At 44.6% G+C, this 15,599-nt stretch carries 14 protein-coding genes; all 14 read right to left on the reverse strand.

The genetic code is table 11. The features are described from left to right. Positions 1-47 precede the first annotated feature (47 nt). Complete coding sequence (locus tag MKY99_RS18490; protein WP_042189403.1) at positions 48-1,727, reverse strand: ribonuclease J; 1,680 nt, start codon at positions 1,725-1,727, stop codon at positions 48-50. A gap of 510 nt (positions 1,728-2,237) precedes the next feature. Next, entirely contained in the window at positions 2,238-3,113 is an 876-nt protein-coding gene (dapA, locus tag MKY99_RS18495) for a 4-hydroxy-tetrahydrodipicolinate synthase (RefSeq protein ID WP_076285437.1), read from the reverse strand. A gap of 13 nt (positions 3,114-3,126) precedes the next feature. After that, positions 3,127-4,350, reverse strand: coding sequence for an aspartate kinase (gene dapG / locus MKY99_RS18500; protein WP_339265608.1), 1,224 nt, complete (start codon positions 4,348-4,350; stop codon positions 3,127-3,129). A gap of 355 nt (positions 4,351-4,705) precedes the next feature. Further along, on the reverse strand, positions 4,706-5,302 hold the full coding sequence (locus tag MKY99_RS18505; protein ID WP_042189406.1) for a dipicolinate synthase subunit B: 597 nt from the start codon (positions 5,300-5,302) through the stop codon (positions 4,706-4,708). A gap of 1 nt (position 5,303) precedes the next feature. Beyond that, positions 5,304-6,200 (reverse strand): dipicolinate synthase subunit DpsA, encoded by an 897-nt coding sequence (dpsA, locus tag MKY99_RS18510; protein WP_042189407.1) that lies wholly within the window; start codon positions 6,198-6,200, stop codon positions 5,304-5,306. 195 nt (positions 6,201-6,395) lie between these two features. Continuing rightward, complete coding sequence (gene dut, locus MKY99_RS18515; protein WP_197071224.1) at positions 6,396-6,842, reverse strand: dUTP diphosphatase; 447 nt, start codon at positions 6,840-6,842, stop codon at positions 6,396-6,398. Beyond that, a complete protein-coding gene (locus MKY99_RS18520) occupies positions 6,817-8,085 on the reverse strand; it encodes a pitrilysin family protein (RefSeq protein WP_042189409.1) in 1,269 nt (422 codons plus the stop codon). Before MKY99_RS18520 ends, dut begins: the two co-directional genes overlap by 26 nt. 76 nt (positions 8,086-8,161) lie before the next feature. Beyond that, positions 8,162-9,145, reverse strand: a complete 984-nt coding sequence (locus tag MKY99_RS18525) for a polysaccharide deacetylase family protein (RefSeq protein ID WP_339265611.1) — start codon at positions 9,143-9,145, stop codon at positions 8,162-8,164. A gap of 247 nt (positions 9,146-9,392) precedes the next feature. Further along, positions 9,393-11,495: a polyribonucleotide nucleotidyltransferase gene (pnp, locus tag MKY99_RS18530; RefSeq protein ID WP_042189411.1), complete on the reverse strand. Its 2,103-nt coding sequence runs from the start codon at positions 11,493-11,495 to the stop codon at positions 9,393-9,395. 391 nt (positions 11,496-11,886) lie between these two features. Next, positions 11,887-12,156, reverse strand: a complete 270-nt coding sequence (gene rpsO / locus MKY99_RS18535; protein ID WP_036656390.1) for a 30S ribosomal protein S15 — start codon at positions 12,154-12,156, stop codon at positions 11,887-11,889. Positions 12,157-12,304: 148 nt separating this feature from the next. Continuing rightward, positions 12,305-13,252: a bifunctional riboflavin kinase/FAD synthetase gene (locus MKY99_RS18540; RefSeq protein WP_339265613.1), complete on the reverse strand. Its 948-nt coding sequence runs from the start codon at positions 13,250-13,252 to the stop codon at positions 12,305-12,307. Positions 13,253-13,289: 37 nt separating this feature from the next. Further along, the gene (gene truB / locus MKY99_RS18545; RefSeq protein WP_339265615.1) at positions 13,290-14,204 is read right to left on the reverse strand and encodes a tRNA pseudouridine(55) synthase TruB; all 915 of its coding nucleotides are present in this window, start codon (positions 14,202-14,204) and stop codon (positions 13,290-13,292) included. Beyond that, positions 14,201-15,178 carry a bifunctional oligoribonuclease/PAP phosphatase NrnA gene (locus tag MKY99_RS18550; protein ID WP_339265616.1) on the reverse strand — a complete coding sequence of 326 codons (978 nt, stop codon included), beginning with the start codon at positions 15,176-15,178 and terminating at the stop codon, positions 14,201-14,203. Before MKY99_RS18550 ends, truB begins: the two co-directional genes overlap by 4 nt. Before the next feature lie 70 nt (positions 15,179-15,248). Beyond that, positions 15,249-15,596: a 30S ribosome-binding factor RbfA gene (gene rbfA, locus MKY99_RS18555; protein ID WP_042128856.1), complete on the reverse strand. Its 348-nt coding sequence runs from the start codon at positions 15,594-15,596 to the stop codon at positions 15,249-15,251. Between the last annotated feature and the right edge of the window lie 3 nt (positions 15,597-15,599).

Below are 15,599 nucleotides of genomic sequence, written 5' to 3' on the forward strand. Positions count from 1 at the left end.
AAAGGGGCCAATGCCCAAACTATATATTTATTTAAGGAGAATTCTCCTTACACTTCCATGATAATTGGCAAAATCATCGGTCTACGACGCGTTTGCTCGTATAAGAAACGACCGAGTGAATCTTTTACGCTTGTTTTAAGCGATGCCCACTCATTTACTTTCTCACTCATCAGGCGCTGCAGTGTACTGGAAACAATTCGGTTCGCTTCGTCAAGCAGTCCTTCGGACTCACGAACATAAACGAAACCACGAGAAATGATGTCAGGTCCGGAGACAATTGCACCATTCTGTTTGCTTAGTGTAACCACGACAACCAAAATACCATCTTGAGACAGCAGCTTACGGTCACGCAATACAATATTACCTACATCACCTACACCCAGACCGTCAATCAATACGTTACCAGCCGTTACTTTACCAGCTTTACGAGCGGCACCGCCTTGAATTTCCACAATCTCACCGATTTCAGTGATGAAAATGTTCTGAGACTCTACGCCAACAGATTCTGCCAAAAGCGCATGTTTGCGTTGCATACGGTATTCACCGTGAATTGGAATGAAATATTTTGGTTTCATCAGGTTGAGCATAAGCTTAAGCTCTTCCTGGCTACCGTGACCGGATACGTGAACGCCAGAATTGGAACCGCTATAAATTACGTTAGCGCCAAGACGGAACAATTCATCAATGGTACGACCTACATATTTCTCGTTACCTGGTACCGGTGTTGCTGCAATAATAACAGTATCACCTGGCAAGATATCTACTTTACGATGACTGGAACGTGCCATACGGGTCAATGCGGACATTGGCTCGCCTTGGGATCCTGTGCAAAGAACAACGACACGGTTCGCTGCCATTCTGTTCATTTCTTCAGGCTCGATCAGCATACCGTCAGGTACGTTCAGATATCCAAGCTCAGAAGCGATGGATACAACGTTTACCATACTACGGCCAATTACTGTAATCTTACGACCTGTGGATTCTGCTGCATTAACCACTTGTTGAATGCGGTGCACATTGGAAGCAAAAGTTGCTACAACGACACGTTGTTCAGCTTTGCGGAAAATGTCTTCCAGAACGATACCGACATTTTTCTCAGATGGGGTAAAGCCTGGTTTCTCAGCATTTGTACTATCCGACAAAAGAGCAAGCACGCCCTTCTGACCAATTTCAGCCATCCGATGCAGATTTGCAAATTGACCGTTGACTGGAGTGTGGTCAAATTTGAAATCTCCCGTATGAACTACGTTACCTTCCGGTGTTTCTATGCATACACCGACGGAATCAGGAATACTGTGATTGGTTCTGAAGAAAGTAACTTTGAGCGAACTTCCCAGTTGAATTTCTGAATCTTCATTGATCAGAATTCGTTTGGTGTCACCCAGTAAGTTTGCTTCCTTCAATTTATTTTCTACAAGGCCTAATGTAAGTCTTGTTCCGTAAACCGGAACATTCAAATTCTTCAGGACATATGGGAGACCACCGATGTGATCCTCGTGTCCGTGGGTAAGTACAATCCCTCTTACCTTGTCACGGTTCTCTGTCAAATAAGAGATATCAGGAATTACAATATCAATACCGAGCATATCTTCTTCCGGGAACTTAAGTCCCGAATCCACGACTACAATGTCAGCTCCATATTGAATGACATACATGTTTTTCCCGATTTCTCCGACTCCGCCCAATGCGAAAATCATCAATTTATCGTTGTTGTTTTTTTTGGACAAATGAATCTAACCCTCCTATGATGTTGGACGTCATACTTTTATTGGTAAATATTGAACTTCGATTATTTCAGCGGCGCTGAACACATTCTTCAAACAGCTGATAGCTTCCTTAATTAACAAGGATATTCCTGATATCTGTAAAATGCGCAATGCGAAAGCTCCCGATTCCGGGCAGTAAAGTTCATATTGAAGCGGACAAATGCCGTCAAAATTCACCGTCGCGCCCCTCGCGCGAAGACATTTCAATCATTTACACAGACTCATCTTGGGACCTATCCTGTCTCACAATGTATACCATTGACGGAAGATTACCGCATATTTAATTTTAACCGCACCCAGTCACTTAAGATCATTATACATGATTTTTTTGGCAAAAGACAAGTCACCCTATCTCGTATCCAAATTCTTTCCTTAAATGTGACCCATTATTTTAGCAAAATATAATAAATATAAAAACCGGCTCTCCACAGGAGAAGCCGGTTTAAAGACTAGAATATCATTGTTCAGCACTTAGTGAAATAGTGCCTCGATAAAGGCCGCCTCAGCTTCAGTAGGTGAAATAAGCGGCAATCTGACGCCTCCAACAGGCAGACCTTTCAGACTTAAAGCATATTTGACCGCTGAAGGATTCGGTAAAGGTTGTGGACATTCGAACAACCCCTTGTAAATAGGGAACAATTGCCGATGGATCTCTCCCGCTCGCTGAACATTTCCTGAGGTGAATGCATAGATCATTTCTGACATCTGTGCACCAACCACATGACTAGCTACACTGATAATTCCGTATCCTCCTACGGCTAGACTAGCTAAGCCCGCAGAGTCATCACCAGTATATACACGGAAGTCATCGGAACACGCAGAAGCGATAAGTGTTACTTGATCGACAGATGCACATTCTTTTGTCGCAACAATATTCGATATTTCAGCAAGTCGAAGGGTTGTGTCCACGCTCATACTTACACCCGTGCGACCGGGAACATTATACAGCATGACTGGCAATGAAGTCTCCGTAGCAATCGCAGAAAAATGCTGATAGAGCCCTTCCTGATTAGGCTTATTGTAATAAGGAACGACCAAAAGCACGCCATCCACACCTATTTTCTCCGCTTCCTTCGTGAGGTGAATAGAGTGCTTCGTGTTATTACTGCCTGTTCCAGCAATAATTTTACAGCGACCATTCGCCTTCTCTAGTACAAAAGAAAACAGCTGCAGTTTCTCCTCATCACTTAACGTTGGGGATTCCCCAGTTGTACCACAGACAACCAATGCCTCTGATTTCTGTTCCTCAATTAAATAATCGACAAGCTGTGAAGTTACATCCCAGTTGATTTCTCCATCCCCGTCAAAGGGGGTTACCATGGCTGTTATTAATCTTCCGAAATCCACTTTGAATTCCTCCTTAGCGGTGCAATTCAAACATAGCGTGCAGCGAACGCAGGGACTGCACCATATCCTCTTTCTTCACCAGCACCCAAATCGTTGTATTCGAATCTGCGGATTGGAGAATCTGAATATTTTGTGAGCTAAGTGCCTCAACGATACGCGCCATAATACCAGGCACACCATTAATTCCGCCCCCGATAACGGAAACTTTTGCACAACCTGATAAACTCTTAGGACGCAAGCCCAATTGCTGAAGAACTGAGATGGCCTTTTCTGATTTGTCATCGAACACAGTATAAAGAGCTTCAGTAGGTGTTACATTAATAAAATCAACGCTTATTCCGTTGTCGGCCATACTTTTAAAAATTTGCAGTTGAACGCCCGTACCATTTCCATCTGGACACTCCACAGAAATCTGTGTGACGTTGCTGACATAAGCAATCCCTGTTACGAAGCGATCTACAATGCCGCCAGACTGAATGTCGTTGAATCCTTCAGGATTCGTAACCAGCGTACCTTCAGTCTCAGAAAATGTTGAACGAACGCGTACTGGAATTTGTGCCTGCATAGCAATCTCAACCGCACGTGGATGGATCACTTTTGCTCCTTGATGAGCCATATTACAAATTTCTGTATAACTAACATACGTTAGCGGTTTTGCATCTTCAACGATCCGCGGATCTGCTGTAAGAATCCCGTTAACATCTGTATAGATATCAACCATATCTGCATGAAGGGCAGCACCCAGTGCAGTCGCAGAGGTGTCACTTCCTCCACGGCCCAAAGTCGTCAAATCACCAGCTTCAGTCTGTCCTTGGAACCCGGTCACTATAACTACTTTATCTTCACGCAGTTCACGAAGAATACGTTCAGGACGTACATCTAGAATTCTTGCATTGCCATAGTTGCTATCTGTCATAAAACCAGCCTGAGCTCCCGTTAGAACCGTAGAAGCAATCCCTTCATTCTCCAGCAGGCCACAAAGTGTAGTAGCAGAGATAATCTCACCACAGCACATCAAGAGATCCTTCTCACGCTCTGGGAGTGAATCTCCATTCTGAACAGCCCAATCCAGCAGAGTATCTGTTGCATAAGGTTCTCCGCGTCTGCCCATTGCCGAAACGACAATGACCAAACTATAGCCGCTAGCGAGCTCCCGTTTGACATTACGAATGACGTGCTCTCTAGCTTGTGGTGTTGAAAGTGATGTTCCTCCGAATTTTTGTACCAGAATACCCATGTATAATTCCTCCATTATTGTCAAAGCAAACACACTAATCGTTCGTAAATAGAACTCATTTCGTCTCTAATGAGAAATTCCTTTACAGTACGTAAGCTTATTTCTTAAGTAATTTTCTTTTATTTTGAAAAATGGTTGTACCGCCCTCGAAATGAGGACGGTAGCAGTAAAGCTTATATTTTTTGGTGGCAATGATCTCAGCAATGGGTTTAGCAGATCTTGGCTTTGAGCGTTAACGACCGCATCTATTGATTAAGAAGTAACTCCGACCAAGGCGGCATTTAACTTCTCATTGCTCATTTAGTGCATCTCCCCTTTTTATGTCCGCAACTAGCTCCACCGATTCCGCCCTATTCTAGACGGAATGAAACTTTTCAATAATCATCGGCTGTAGTTGTTTACCTTGCAAAGCGGCATAGCAAGCTTCTGGGATAAGATCCATACGCGCTACTAACGAATTAGGTTTGCCCTCAGGGTTATCCTGTCCGAATGGCACAAAATAAATATGTTTAGCCACTAGAAGCTTTGCAATATTTGCGGCATTAAGACCTAGGCCATCATTGGTAGATATCGCGAGAACAAGTGGACGTCCATTGCGCATCTGCGATTTTGCAGCCATGAGCACTGGACTATCGGTCATAGCATTTGCCAATTTACTCGTTGTATTTCCAGTGCAAGGTGCTATCGTCAGCACATCCAGCAGCTTGGAAGGACCCAGCGGTTCCGCTTCAACAATTGTAGAAATGATATCATTACCTGTTATATCTTTCAACTGTTTTAGCCAATTTTGCGATGTTCCAAAGCGGGTGTCGGTGCCTAGTACGGATGCTGAAACTATGGGCACTACGTTTGCTCCTCCATCTACGAAGCGTTGAATTTGCGGCATTACCTCCGCAAATGTGCAGTGAGATCCGGTAATCGCATACCCTACTGTTTTTCCGTGCCAATCCATTTTATTCGTCCCCCTTGATTAAAGCCTCGTCCGATATCGACTGAACCAGCGCATTTGCCATAATAATCCCAGCGCTTTTAGGAGCTACAATGCCAGGGAGTCCAGGTGCCAGCATCGCTTTAATTCCTCTTTTCTCAGCATAACGAAAATCACATCCACCTGGAGCAGAAGCCAGGTCGACAATTAAGCAATGCGGTGAGATACGTGAGAGTACTTGTGCGGTGATGATCATACTTGGAATCGTATTAAATATCAGATCAACATCCGGCACATGAAGCAACAGTTCACTGGTCATAAACGGCTTCCAGCCCATTTCCTCAGCACGTGCATAATGTTCCTGTTTTCTAACTCCGGCTTTAACACTAGCACCCAGTCCTTGTAGACTTCTTGCCATTGTAAAACCCGTTCTGCCCAAACCCAGTACCATCGATTTGGAACTGTGAATGGTAAAATCCGTGTTCTGTATGGCCATAACCAGTGCCCCTTCCGCTGTTGGGATGGAGTTGTAGATGGCTACATCGTCACGATTAAGCAATTCAATTAACTTTAATGAATGCTTGGCGCACATGCCGCGTAAGTAGCTTTTAGCCATACCGCTATACACCAAACAATGGGGTGGCAGAGCAGCAAAATGTTCTTCCAAGAGCATCAAGCGTTCAGAAGAAAATAAAGCACTGATATTCCCTTCATCATCACAACCAACCGTAGGCAATACTAATACATCTGCATTACTAAGCAGCTCTACCGTCATCTGTTCCAGGCTCACCCCTGGGCAAGGGGCTTCCCATTTATCGAACCCGGCAGCGCTTACCGTCGCATCCAATTCCACACATTTCCGAATCACTTCAAGCTGTCTCGCGTCCCCGCCCAGGAACACGATCCTGACGCCAGTAAGCATAGGGATGACGCTCCTTTCAACATACACTATCGACTATAGAGCATCTTATGCTGGGCATTCTTAATGGGTGAAAAGCGGAGAAGAATTACCATGCAGGCTTAAATATGAAACTTATAAATTGTCATATTTAAACGAAAAAAAGCTCGCGAATCACGCCAATTAGGCATAAATTCGCAAGCTTTTTAATAAGTCATATTATTTGCCAGTGTGACCGAAGCCTCCGGCTCCACGTTCTGTTTCGGATAAAGCATCTACTTCAACCAAAGTGACCACTGGAACCGCTTGAAATACCATTTGGGCAATGCGCTCATTACGAGCGATAGCAAATGGCTCTTGCCCTAGATTGATCAACAACACTTTGATCTCTCCACGATAATCAGCATCAATCGTACCAGGTGTGTTCAAACACGTAATCCCATGCTTCAAGGCTAGTCCACTTCGTGGACGAATTTGAGCTTCTAATCCGTCTGGCATAGCTAATGATATGCCTGTTGGAATTAATGCACGTTCTCCAGGCGCAAGCACGACTTCGCTACCAACTGCGGCATATAGATCATACCCGGAAGCCTGTTCTGACATTTTACAAGGAAGATTAACATCCTCGTTTCCAGCTAGTTTATTGATTTGTACGTAATAAGACAAGATCATCTCTCCTAACATTTGCAATAGCTTTATCTGTTGAACCTACCATCGCTAAAGAAAGCGGCTCAGCAAACATATTATCAAGCACACTGTTGATATTGTCCATCGTTACTAACTGAATCTTGGCGATCATATCGTCTAATGTGTTATGTTTTCCGAGCATAAGTTCATTTTTTCCAATCCGATTCATCCGGCTACTAGTGCTTTCCAGGCTAAGAATAAGGCTACCTTTAAGCTGCTCCTTGCCTTTTCTCAGTTCATCTTCACTAAGACCCTCAGTAGCAAGTTCGTACATCATTTCCTTAATTAGCTCCGTTACATCCTTAGTTTGCTTCGGTGCTGTTCCAGCATAGACCGTGAACAAACCAGAATCCGCTTGAGAACTGTGGTAAGAATATACAGAATAGGCTAGGCCACGTTTTTCACGAATCTCTTGGAACATCCGTGAGCTCATACCGCCGCCAATGGCATTATTAATAAGCACCATAGCATATTGCAATGGGTCGCCAGAGCGGACCCCTGGTAGGGAAAGACAGATATGATTCTGTTCTGTTTTTTTGCGGTGAAACAACAAGTCCCCATAATAATCCGGTGGAGTCAACGGCGCAGATGTGCCATGATTAGCAAAAGAACCAAAATGCTGCTCCAGCAGCTCAATTAATCCATCGCTGATGTTCCCAGCTACACTAATTACCGTATTCTCAATCGTATACTGCTCCTTCATGTAGGCACGAAGATCATCCGGCTTCATCTCCATCAGCCGTTCCTTTAAGCCAAGGATAGAATACGCAAGCGGATGATCCTTGTAAGCAGCAGCACACATCAAATCATGCACAAGATCGTCTGGTGTATCTTCGCACATAGAAATTTCCTCAAGGATGACGTTCTTTTCTTTCTCCAGCTCTTCAGCATCCATACGTGAACGGAAGAACATATCTGCTAGCACATCTACTGCGATAGGCAGATGCTCATCCAGTACTTTTGCATAATAGCAAGTATATTCCTTAGAGGTAAACGCATTTACATTGCCGCCAATAGCATCGAACTGCTCGGCAATATCCTTAGCACTATATCGGTCGGTACCTTTAAAAAGCATATGCTCTACAAAATGGGATATCCCGTTGTTTCCAGGGTGTTCATTCCGCGAACCTGTCTTCACCCATATTCCAAATGAAACGGACCGGCCGGTCGGAATTTTTTCCATCACTACTCGTAATCCATTGGATAATACTATTTTTTCCACTTCATGTCCTCCTGGCAATAGCCATGTTCTATCTAAATTAATACACGTGCCTATAATCCTACCAGAAATAGATCACTCACTCAACATCAGAGGGGATTAGACGCTCCGCTGACAGCGTTTGGCTAACTGTTCCTAGCTGTAACCCTTTCGCCTTTATCCCGCGTATCATGGCCTTCAGCGCCTTGGAGGATGAGGCAGTAGGATGCATTAGAACAAGTGTGCCGGCTTCAGCTTTGCTTGTGATTTTGGCAACTATAGATTCAGGAGAAGGATTTCGCCAATCCACCGTATCTACAGTCCAGAGTACAGTCTTTAAGCCCAAGCTGCTAGCGATTTCTACTGTCTCTTGATCGAAATCACCAGATGGAGGCGCGAACCATTTATTAGTGACTCCAAGCGATTCCTTTAGCAGCTTTTGCGTCTTCTCAATCTCAACGGTAGCCCGCGCTCGACTTAAAGTACTCATATTGGGGTGGGTATAGGCGTGATTCTCCATCTCATGACCACGTTTTAACATTTCTGTAGCAAGCTCTGGATTCTTACTCAGCCAGCTTCCATCCAGAAAAAACGTAACTTTCACGTTCTCTTCATCCAAAATATCCAGCATTGGCACGATATACTGATTCCCCCAAGCCACATTAATCATCAGTGATACCATCGGTTTCGCCGGATTTCCTCGATATATAGGTTCTGCTCCCAGTTCATTTAACGATACTTTTGGTTCGATCTGCCGATACACTAACTTTATGGGCTCTTTTGGTGCCAAAAGAGCATTCCGATAGGTACTCTCTACATCAATCTCAAGTCCGTTATAGCCCGGAATGGCTTTCCACACCCGGTCAACCACTGCATCCACTGGAGGTGCATTTAGTTTGGCCGCAGCGGTCTCAATCCTCAGACGTAGATCGTTGTTCGCCGCCTTAGGGATATCCATCCACACCGCGAGATCATCCTGCGGCTTCAATTGCGCAAGCATGTCTTTGACTGGTCCCTGTGTGCTACCAATTCCTATCACAATTGCTACACAAGCAACCACTAATGCCACTTTTTCCGTCTTCATGACGACTTCCTCCCCGGTAGAAACGAATTTCAGGTTCGTTCCACACGATTACAAAGACACTTTGTCCCAATCTATGAGACAAGGGAGGATTTTATGTCATGAACAGATACAAGACTAATAGATAGGAATGTTTGCTACAGTTTTCCAGCTTAGTTCATATAAAAAAAGAGCCAGAACGCAAATCGCTTCTGTCTCTTTTAATAATGAAATTAGATCCCTTTAGTAAAGGTTATTACTAAGATCAATCTTACGCTTTAGCTCCAGTTTCCGAAGTCAACACTGCTTTACGAGACAGATTAACCCGGCCTTGTGGATCGATCTCGGTAACTTTAACGGTAATGGTGTCACCAATAGCAACAACATCTTCTACCTTAGCTACACGCTCAGTAGACAATTGGGAAATGTGTACCAATCCGTCTTTGCCCGGAATAAGTTCAACAAATGCACCAAATTTCTCAATACGTCTAACTGTACCCACATAGATTTCTCCGACTTGTACTTCACGCACAAGACCTTCGATAATCGAACGAGCCTTTTGGATCATTTCTTCATCTGAAGAACCGATAAAGACACGGCCATCTTGTTCGATGTCGATTTTCACGCCGGTTTCTTCAATAATTTTATTGATAATCTTACCACCAGCACCGATAACATCACGGATTTTGTCCGGATTGATGTTGATAATAATGATTTTTGGAGCATATTTGGACAGATTAGGTCTTGGCGCAGAGATCGCTTCATTCATTTTGTCCAAGATGAACAGACGGCCTTCTTTAGCCTGCTGAAGTGCATCTTGAAGAATGTTGCGGTCGATACCGGCAATCTTAATGTCCATTTGAATAGCTGTAACACCTTCTGCTGTACCAGCTACCTTGAAGTCCATATCTCCGAGATGATCTTCCATACCTTGAATATCCGTCAGGATGGAGACATGATCTCCGTCTTTGATCAGACCCATTGCTACTCCGGCTACTGGTGCTTTGATTGGCACACCAGCGTCCATCATAGCCAGAATGCTGGCACAGATACTTGCCTGGGAGGTAGAACCGTTAGATTCAATCGCTTCTGATACTAGACGAATCGTGTACGGGAATTCAGTTTCACTAGGAATTACCTTGGATAATGCACGTTCTCCAAGTGCTCCGTGACCGATTTCACGACGTCCTGGTGCTCTAAGTGGACGAGCTTCCCCTACGCTGAACGGCGGGAAGTTGTAATGGTGCATGAAACGTTTCGTTTCAGTAGGATCGATTCCGTCGAGGATTTGAACATCACCTAGAGCTCCAAGGGTACAAACGCTAAGGATTTGTGTTTGTCCACGTGTGAACAGACCGGAACCGTGTGTACGCGGCAACAGGCTTGTATCACATTCAATCGGACGGATTTCATCAAGTTTACGTCCATCTGGACGAACCTTATCATGCGTGATTAGACGTCTTACTTCATCCTTCACGATATCATGTAGGACTTCTTTAACATCTTTCAGAAGCTCCGGTGCTTCTATGTACTTCTCTACGAAATACGCAACCGCTTCATCATTAACGACATCAATCGCTTCCTGACGAGCATGTTTTTCAGCAATTTTAACGGCTTCCACCAGACGAGCCTCAGCAAATGCACGAACCTCAGTATTCACGTCAGCATTCACTGCATGCAGCTTCACAGCCATTTTTTCTTTACCAGCCACTTTGACCAGTTCTTCAATGGTTGCAACGATCTTACGGATTTCATCATGACCGAACATAATCGCTTCGAGCATCACATCTTCCGTCACTTCGTTCGCTTCTGCTTCAACCATCATGATTGCTTCCTTCGTTCCAGCAACCACTACATAAATATCACTGATTGCTTGCTGAGCCATATCCGGATTGATCACAAATTCTCCATTAATCCGACCTACAGCAACGCCGCCGATGGGTCCATCAAAAGGCACATCGGAAATACTAAGTGCAGCTGAAGTACCGATCATAGCAGCAATATCTGGTGCGCAGTCCTGATCCACACTCATTACCATGTTCAATACCTGAACATCGTTACGGAAACCTTCAGGGAACAGTGGTCTGATTGGACGGTCAGTCAAACGGCTGGACAGAATCGCTTTCTCACTCGGTCTACCTTCCCGTTTAATAAATCCGCCCGGAATTTTACCTACCGCATATAATCTTTCCTCATAGTTAACTGTAAGCGGGAAAAAATCCAGGTCCTTCGGCTCTTTCGAAGCCGTAACGGTACATAATACCGAAGTATCCCCATAACGCACCATAACGGCTGCGTTTGCTTGTTTAGCTAGTCGGCCCGTTTCCAGCACAAGGCGTCTTCCGCCTAGCTGCATTTCTACACGTTTTTCCATAAATACCTCCTTGAATAGTAGTAGACCCGCAGTCAAATATTGCAGGTTCACATATCGATCTAATGAATCGGAAAGGCTTGTCCCCAAGCTAAAAACGCCTTCGGCGTCCTTATAAGACGGTAGCGTTTATGCGAGAATTATAAGGATAAAGTATAGCATGAAACATATACTTTCTTATAATTTAAGGTATGTAGCCTGTTCTGTATACATATAAGAAGAAACGGCTAAGTCTTACAGATGATGTAAAGTGGCCGTTTTTACGAATAATCTCATCAGTCTTGCTATAAAGTTTTCCCTAAATTTTCAAAAAGCAACCCAGCTGTCCCGCTGTCGCTCCGAGAAGGACATACGGTATACAACCAGGCTGCTTTAAGGGTTATCTTATGGAAAATTAACGACGCAATCCCAGTCTTTCGATCAGGGCGCTGTAACGTCTGATGTCTTTGTTTTTCAAATACGCCAGAAGTTTACGACGTTGTCCAACCATTTTCAACAATCCGCGACGGGAGTGATGATCTTTCTTGTGCGTACGCAAGTGGTCAGTCAAATTAACGATGTTCTCCGTTAGGATAGCAACTTGCACCTCAGGGGATCCAGTATCGGATTCGTGAGTTTTGTGCTCGTCGATCAATTGATGTTTACGTTCTTGAGTTAATGCCATCCTGTTCACCTCCTTCAATATAATCGCCATTAGCCTCGTCACCGTCGGTGAGAACGTGCAACCAAGCTAAGGTTATGGTGCTGTAAGCCAGCAACGTTTATTAGTATAGCATCTCCATTAACAAAAGTAAACGGCTTGTCCGGGATGACTATAGATTATAACCCAAAATCTTCTTCGCGGTTTCTGCATCCTCACCGATTTGAGTAATCAATGCACCAATGGATTCGAATTTTCGTTCAGGACGAATGTAAGATACTAACTCCACCTTAAGCTCTTGATCATACAAATCACCTTCGAAGTCAAACAGATGGACCTCAAAGCTTGGCGTCAATACACCCTCATGAAAGGTAGGTTTAATGCCCACATTCATGACCCCGTACAAAACTTTATCCTTATAAAAGACTCGGACCGCATATACACCTTTAGTCGGAATGACAAAATGAGCACTGAGCTTCAAATTCGCCGTTGGAAAACCAATGGTGCGACCTCTCTTCTCACCATGACCCACTTCACCACGCAGATAGTAGCAACGTCCGAACCAGGAGTTTGCCAGCTCTAAATCCCCGTTTTGGAGACTTTTACGAATGCCGGAGCTGCTGACCTTCTCACCATCTAGCAGAAAAGGGGGAGCAACCTCTACATTCATAACACCTTCACCCAGCTTGCGAAGCATTTCAACATCGCCTTCACCTTGATAACCAAAACGAAAGTCAAAGCCGACAACTGCAGTTACAATATGTAGCGGCAAAAGCATAACAGAGACAAAATTCTGTGGACTTACACGGGAAAGCTGCTCGTTAAATTCAATAACATATAAGATATCGACACCCAAACTAGCAAGAATCTCCTGCTTTTCTACGGGTGGCGTCAAATACCCTTCATAATCACCCTTACCCATAACATCTTTAGGATGTGGATGAAATGTAAGGACTGCGGCCGGCACACCTTGTTTACGGGCTAGGGCCACAGCGGATGTAATGACGCTAGCATGTCCACGATGCAATCCGTCAAACTGCCCTAGAGCAGCCACTTGAGGCTGAGCCCACTCTGCAGCAGTCTCCGGAGACATCGGATAAGTTAACGTTACGGTTCTCACGCTGTTTCTCACCTACAATTCACTTGGTAAAATTGATTTAAGCTTGTGCAAATACCTTCACTGGAGCAATTGCACCTGTATCTTCCAATTCATAAATGCCAAGAAATCCACCTTGAAGATCGTATAGCCGAAATTGACTGTTCGTCTTCACCTCTGGAGCTATAAATCGTGAGGACAAACGCTGCCCCTGCAAAGCTGCCTTCTTTTTCTCATCCATTACAGTGTGCTTTGGCATATGAGAAATGGCTTCGTCTGCAGCGATTAAATGATCTTCCAATGTTCCGGCTTCCTTGTGAGTCGCAATATCCTCTAGCGTAAGACAATGACTGGCAGAAATCCCTGCCGACATCGTTCTCTCTAGTTTCACCATCACACCCGGCAGTCCAAGTGCTCGTCCGATATCGACACAGAGCGTACGAATGTACGTCCCCTTAGAGCAAAGCACCCGGAATGTGATATCGGGATGATTGCCTTCCCAAGTCATATCCGTCATTTCAATTTCATAAATCTCTACTTCACGGCTTTTACGTTCAACGGTTTTACCTTCTCTTGCTAACTCATAAAGACGTTTGCCGTCAACTTTAACCGCAGAATACATCGGTGGAACCTGAGAAATAACCCCTTTAAATGAAGCGAGCACTGATAGAATCTCTTCTTCAGATACATGCACCTCATCTACAGTTTCTATAATAGTCCCAGTTAAGTCCTCAGTATCACTGGACATCCCTAGTCTCAGTGTTGCCACATATTCTTTAGGCAACTCCTGAATATACTCCACGACACGAGTAGCACGGCCCAGACAAAGTGGCAGCACACCTGTTACCTGTGGATCAAGCGTTCCCGTATGTCCGATCCGTTTCATGCCGAGAATACGACGCGCCTTGGCCACAACATCATGTGAAGTGAACCCGGCTGGCTTGTAAACCGCCAGTACACCTTCTAATTCACTCATAAATGACGTCTTACCTCCTCAAGCACCTGCGATATTGCCGTTTCGAGTGTAGCTTCTATACGCGCACCTGCAGCACGGGTATGACCGCCACCTCCAAACGTTTGCGCTAGCTCAGCCACGTCGACCTTACCCGCAGAACGCAAACTAACTTTAACCGCATGTTCATGAATGACTTTGAACAGAATCCCTACTTCCACACCTCTAATATTGCGAGGGTAGTTCACGAGACCTTCTAAATCTTCATTAGCAGCAGCACTCTCAATCATATCCTCCGGTGTAACATAGAGCCAGGCAATATCCCCTTCGGGTGATAATTGAAGAGTATTTAACGCTTTATTTAAAATTTTAATCTGCGGCAATGTCATTTCTTCAAGTAATGTCTCAGCCAGTTCAGGACCGTTAACGCCATAAGAAAGCAGTTCAGATACGGCTGCCATTACTTTTGGTGATGTGTTGGTATATCGAAATCCACCAGTATCTGTCAAAAGACCTGTGTATAAAGCTGTGGCGATATCAATGTCCCATTCAATCTCGAACGTCTTCAGCAGATCGAACAAAATTTCCGCAGTCGCAGCAGCATCCGGTTTGATTAAATTCACAAGTCCATAACCGTTGTTAGTGGGATGATGGTCAATGTTCAGGATTAGAGCATCCTTCGCAAAATAGCGATGAGTCAATCCTACTCGCTGAAAATCAGCACAATCCACACAGATCACATTGCTGTATTGACGGGGCGGCTCACTAGAGGCCATATTGATGATTTCATCCGAATGCCATAAATATTCCATCCGCTTCGGTATCGGTCCTTCATTCAGCATAGTGTATTTTTTGCCCAGACATGAGAGAAGCCAGCCCACCGCTAGGGTGGAGCTGACTGCATCTCCGTCCGGCTGAACATGCGACACTACAAGGTAATCGTCGTGTTCCAGCAGAAACTCACGGGTCTGCTGGAGACTTTGTTCATAGCTCTGCATTCGCCGTCTCCTTTATAAAGGTTGTTCAAAATAGCCTTAAGCTATTTTGAACTCCTTTTAGTACCTATTTCTAATCGTTCTTATGAAGCTCTCCAAGAAGTTTCTCAATGTGACTGCCATAAGCGACAGATTCATCGATCTTGAAGATCAGTTCCGGTGTATGCCGAAGGCGAATCGCCTTGCCAAGCTCGGAGCGAAGAAAACCATTAGCTTTCTCAATCGCTTTAAGGGAGCCTGACTTCTGCTCTTCATCCCCGAACACGCTTAGGTATACTTTCGCTTGCGACAGATCGTTAGTTACGTCTACGCCAGTTACAGTTACAAAACCGATTCGAGGATCTTTCAGTCCGCTTTGGATAAGTTGACTAAGCTCTTTCTTGATCTGCTCGCCCACTCGTCCTGCTCTAATTTTAGACATCTA

This window comes from Paenibacillus sp. FSL R5-0470, assembly GCF_037975205.1.
Lineage (GTDB): Bacteria > Bacillota > Bacilli > Paenibacillales > Paenibacillaceae > Paenibacillus_AQ.

Excerpts from the sequence above, each read along its gene's own strand:
- dapG (WP_339265608.1), bottom strand. The coding sequence starts at position 4,350 with ATGGGTATTCTGGTACAAAAATTCGGAGGAACATCACTTTCAACACCA.
- MKY99_RS18505 (WP_042189406.1), bottom strand. The coding sequence starts at position 5,302 with ATGGATTGGCACGGAAAAACAGTAGGGTATGCGATTACCGGATCTCAC.
- dpsA (WP_042189407.1), bottom strand. The coding sequence starts at position 6,200 with ATGCTTACTGGCGTCAGGATCGTGTTCCTGGGCGGGGACGCGAGACAG.
- MKY99_RS18525 (WP_339265611.1), bottom strand. The coding sequence starts at position 9,145 with ATGAAGACGGAAAAAGTGGCATTAGTGGTTGCTTGTGTAGCAATTGTG.
- pnp (WP_042189411.1), bottom strand. The coding sequence starts at position 11,495 with ATGGAAAAACGTGTAGAAATGCAGCTAGGCGGAAGACGCCTTGTGCTG.
- rpsO (WP_036656390.1), bottom strand. The coding sequence starts at position 12,156 with ATGGCATTAACTCAAGAACGTAAACATCAATTGATCGACGAGCACAAA.
- truB (WP_339265615.1), bottom strand. The coding sequence starts at position 14,204 with ATGAGTGAATTAGAAGGTGTACTGGCGGTTTACAAGCCAGCCGGGTTC.
- MKY99_RS18550 (WP_339265616.1), bottom strand. The coding sequence starts at position 15,178 with ATGCAGAGCTATGAACAAAGTCTCCAGCAGACCCGTGAGTTTCTGCTG.
- rbfA (WP_042128856.1), bottom strand. The coding sequence starts at position 15,596 with ATGTCTAAAATTAGAGCAGGACGAGTGGGCGAGCAGATCAAGAAAGAG.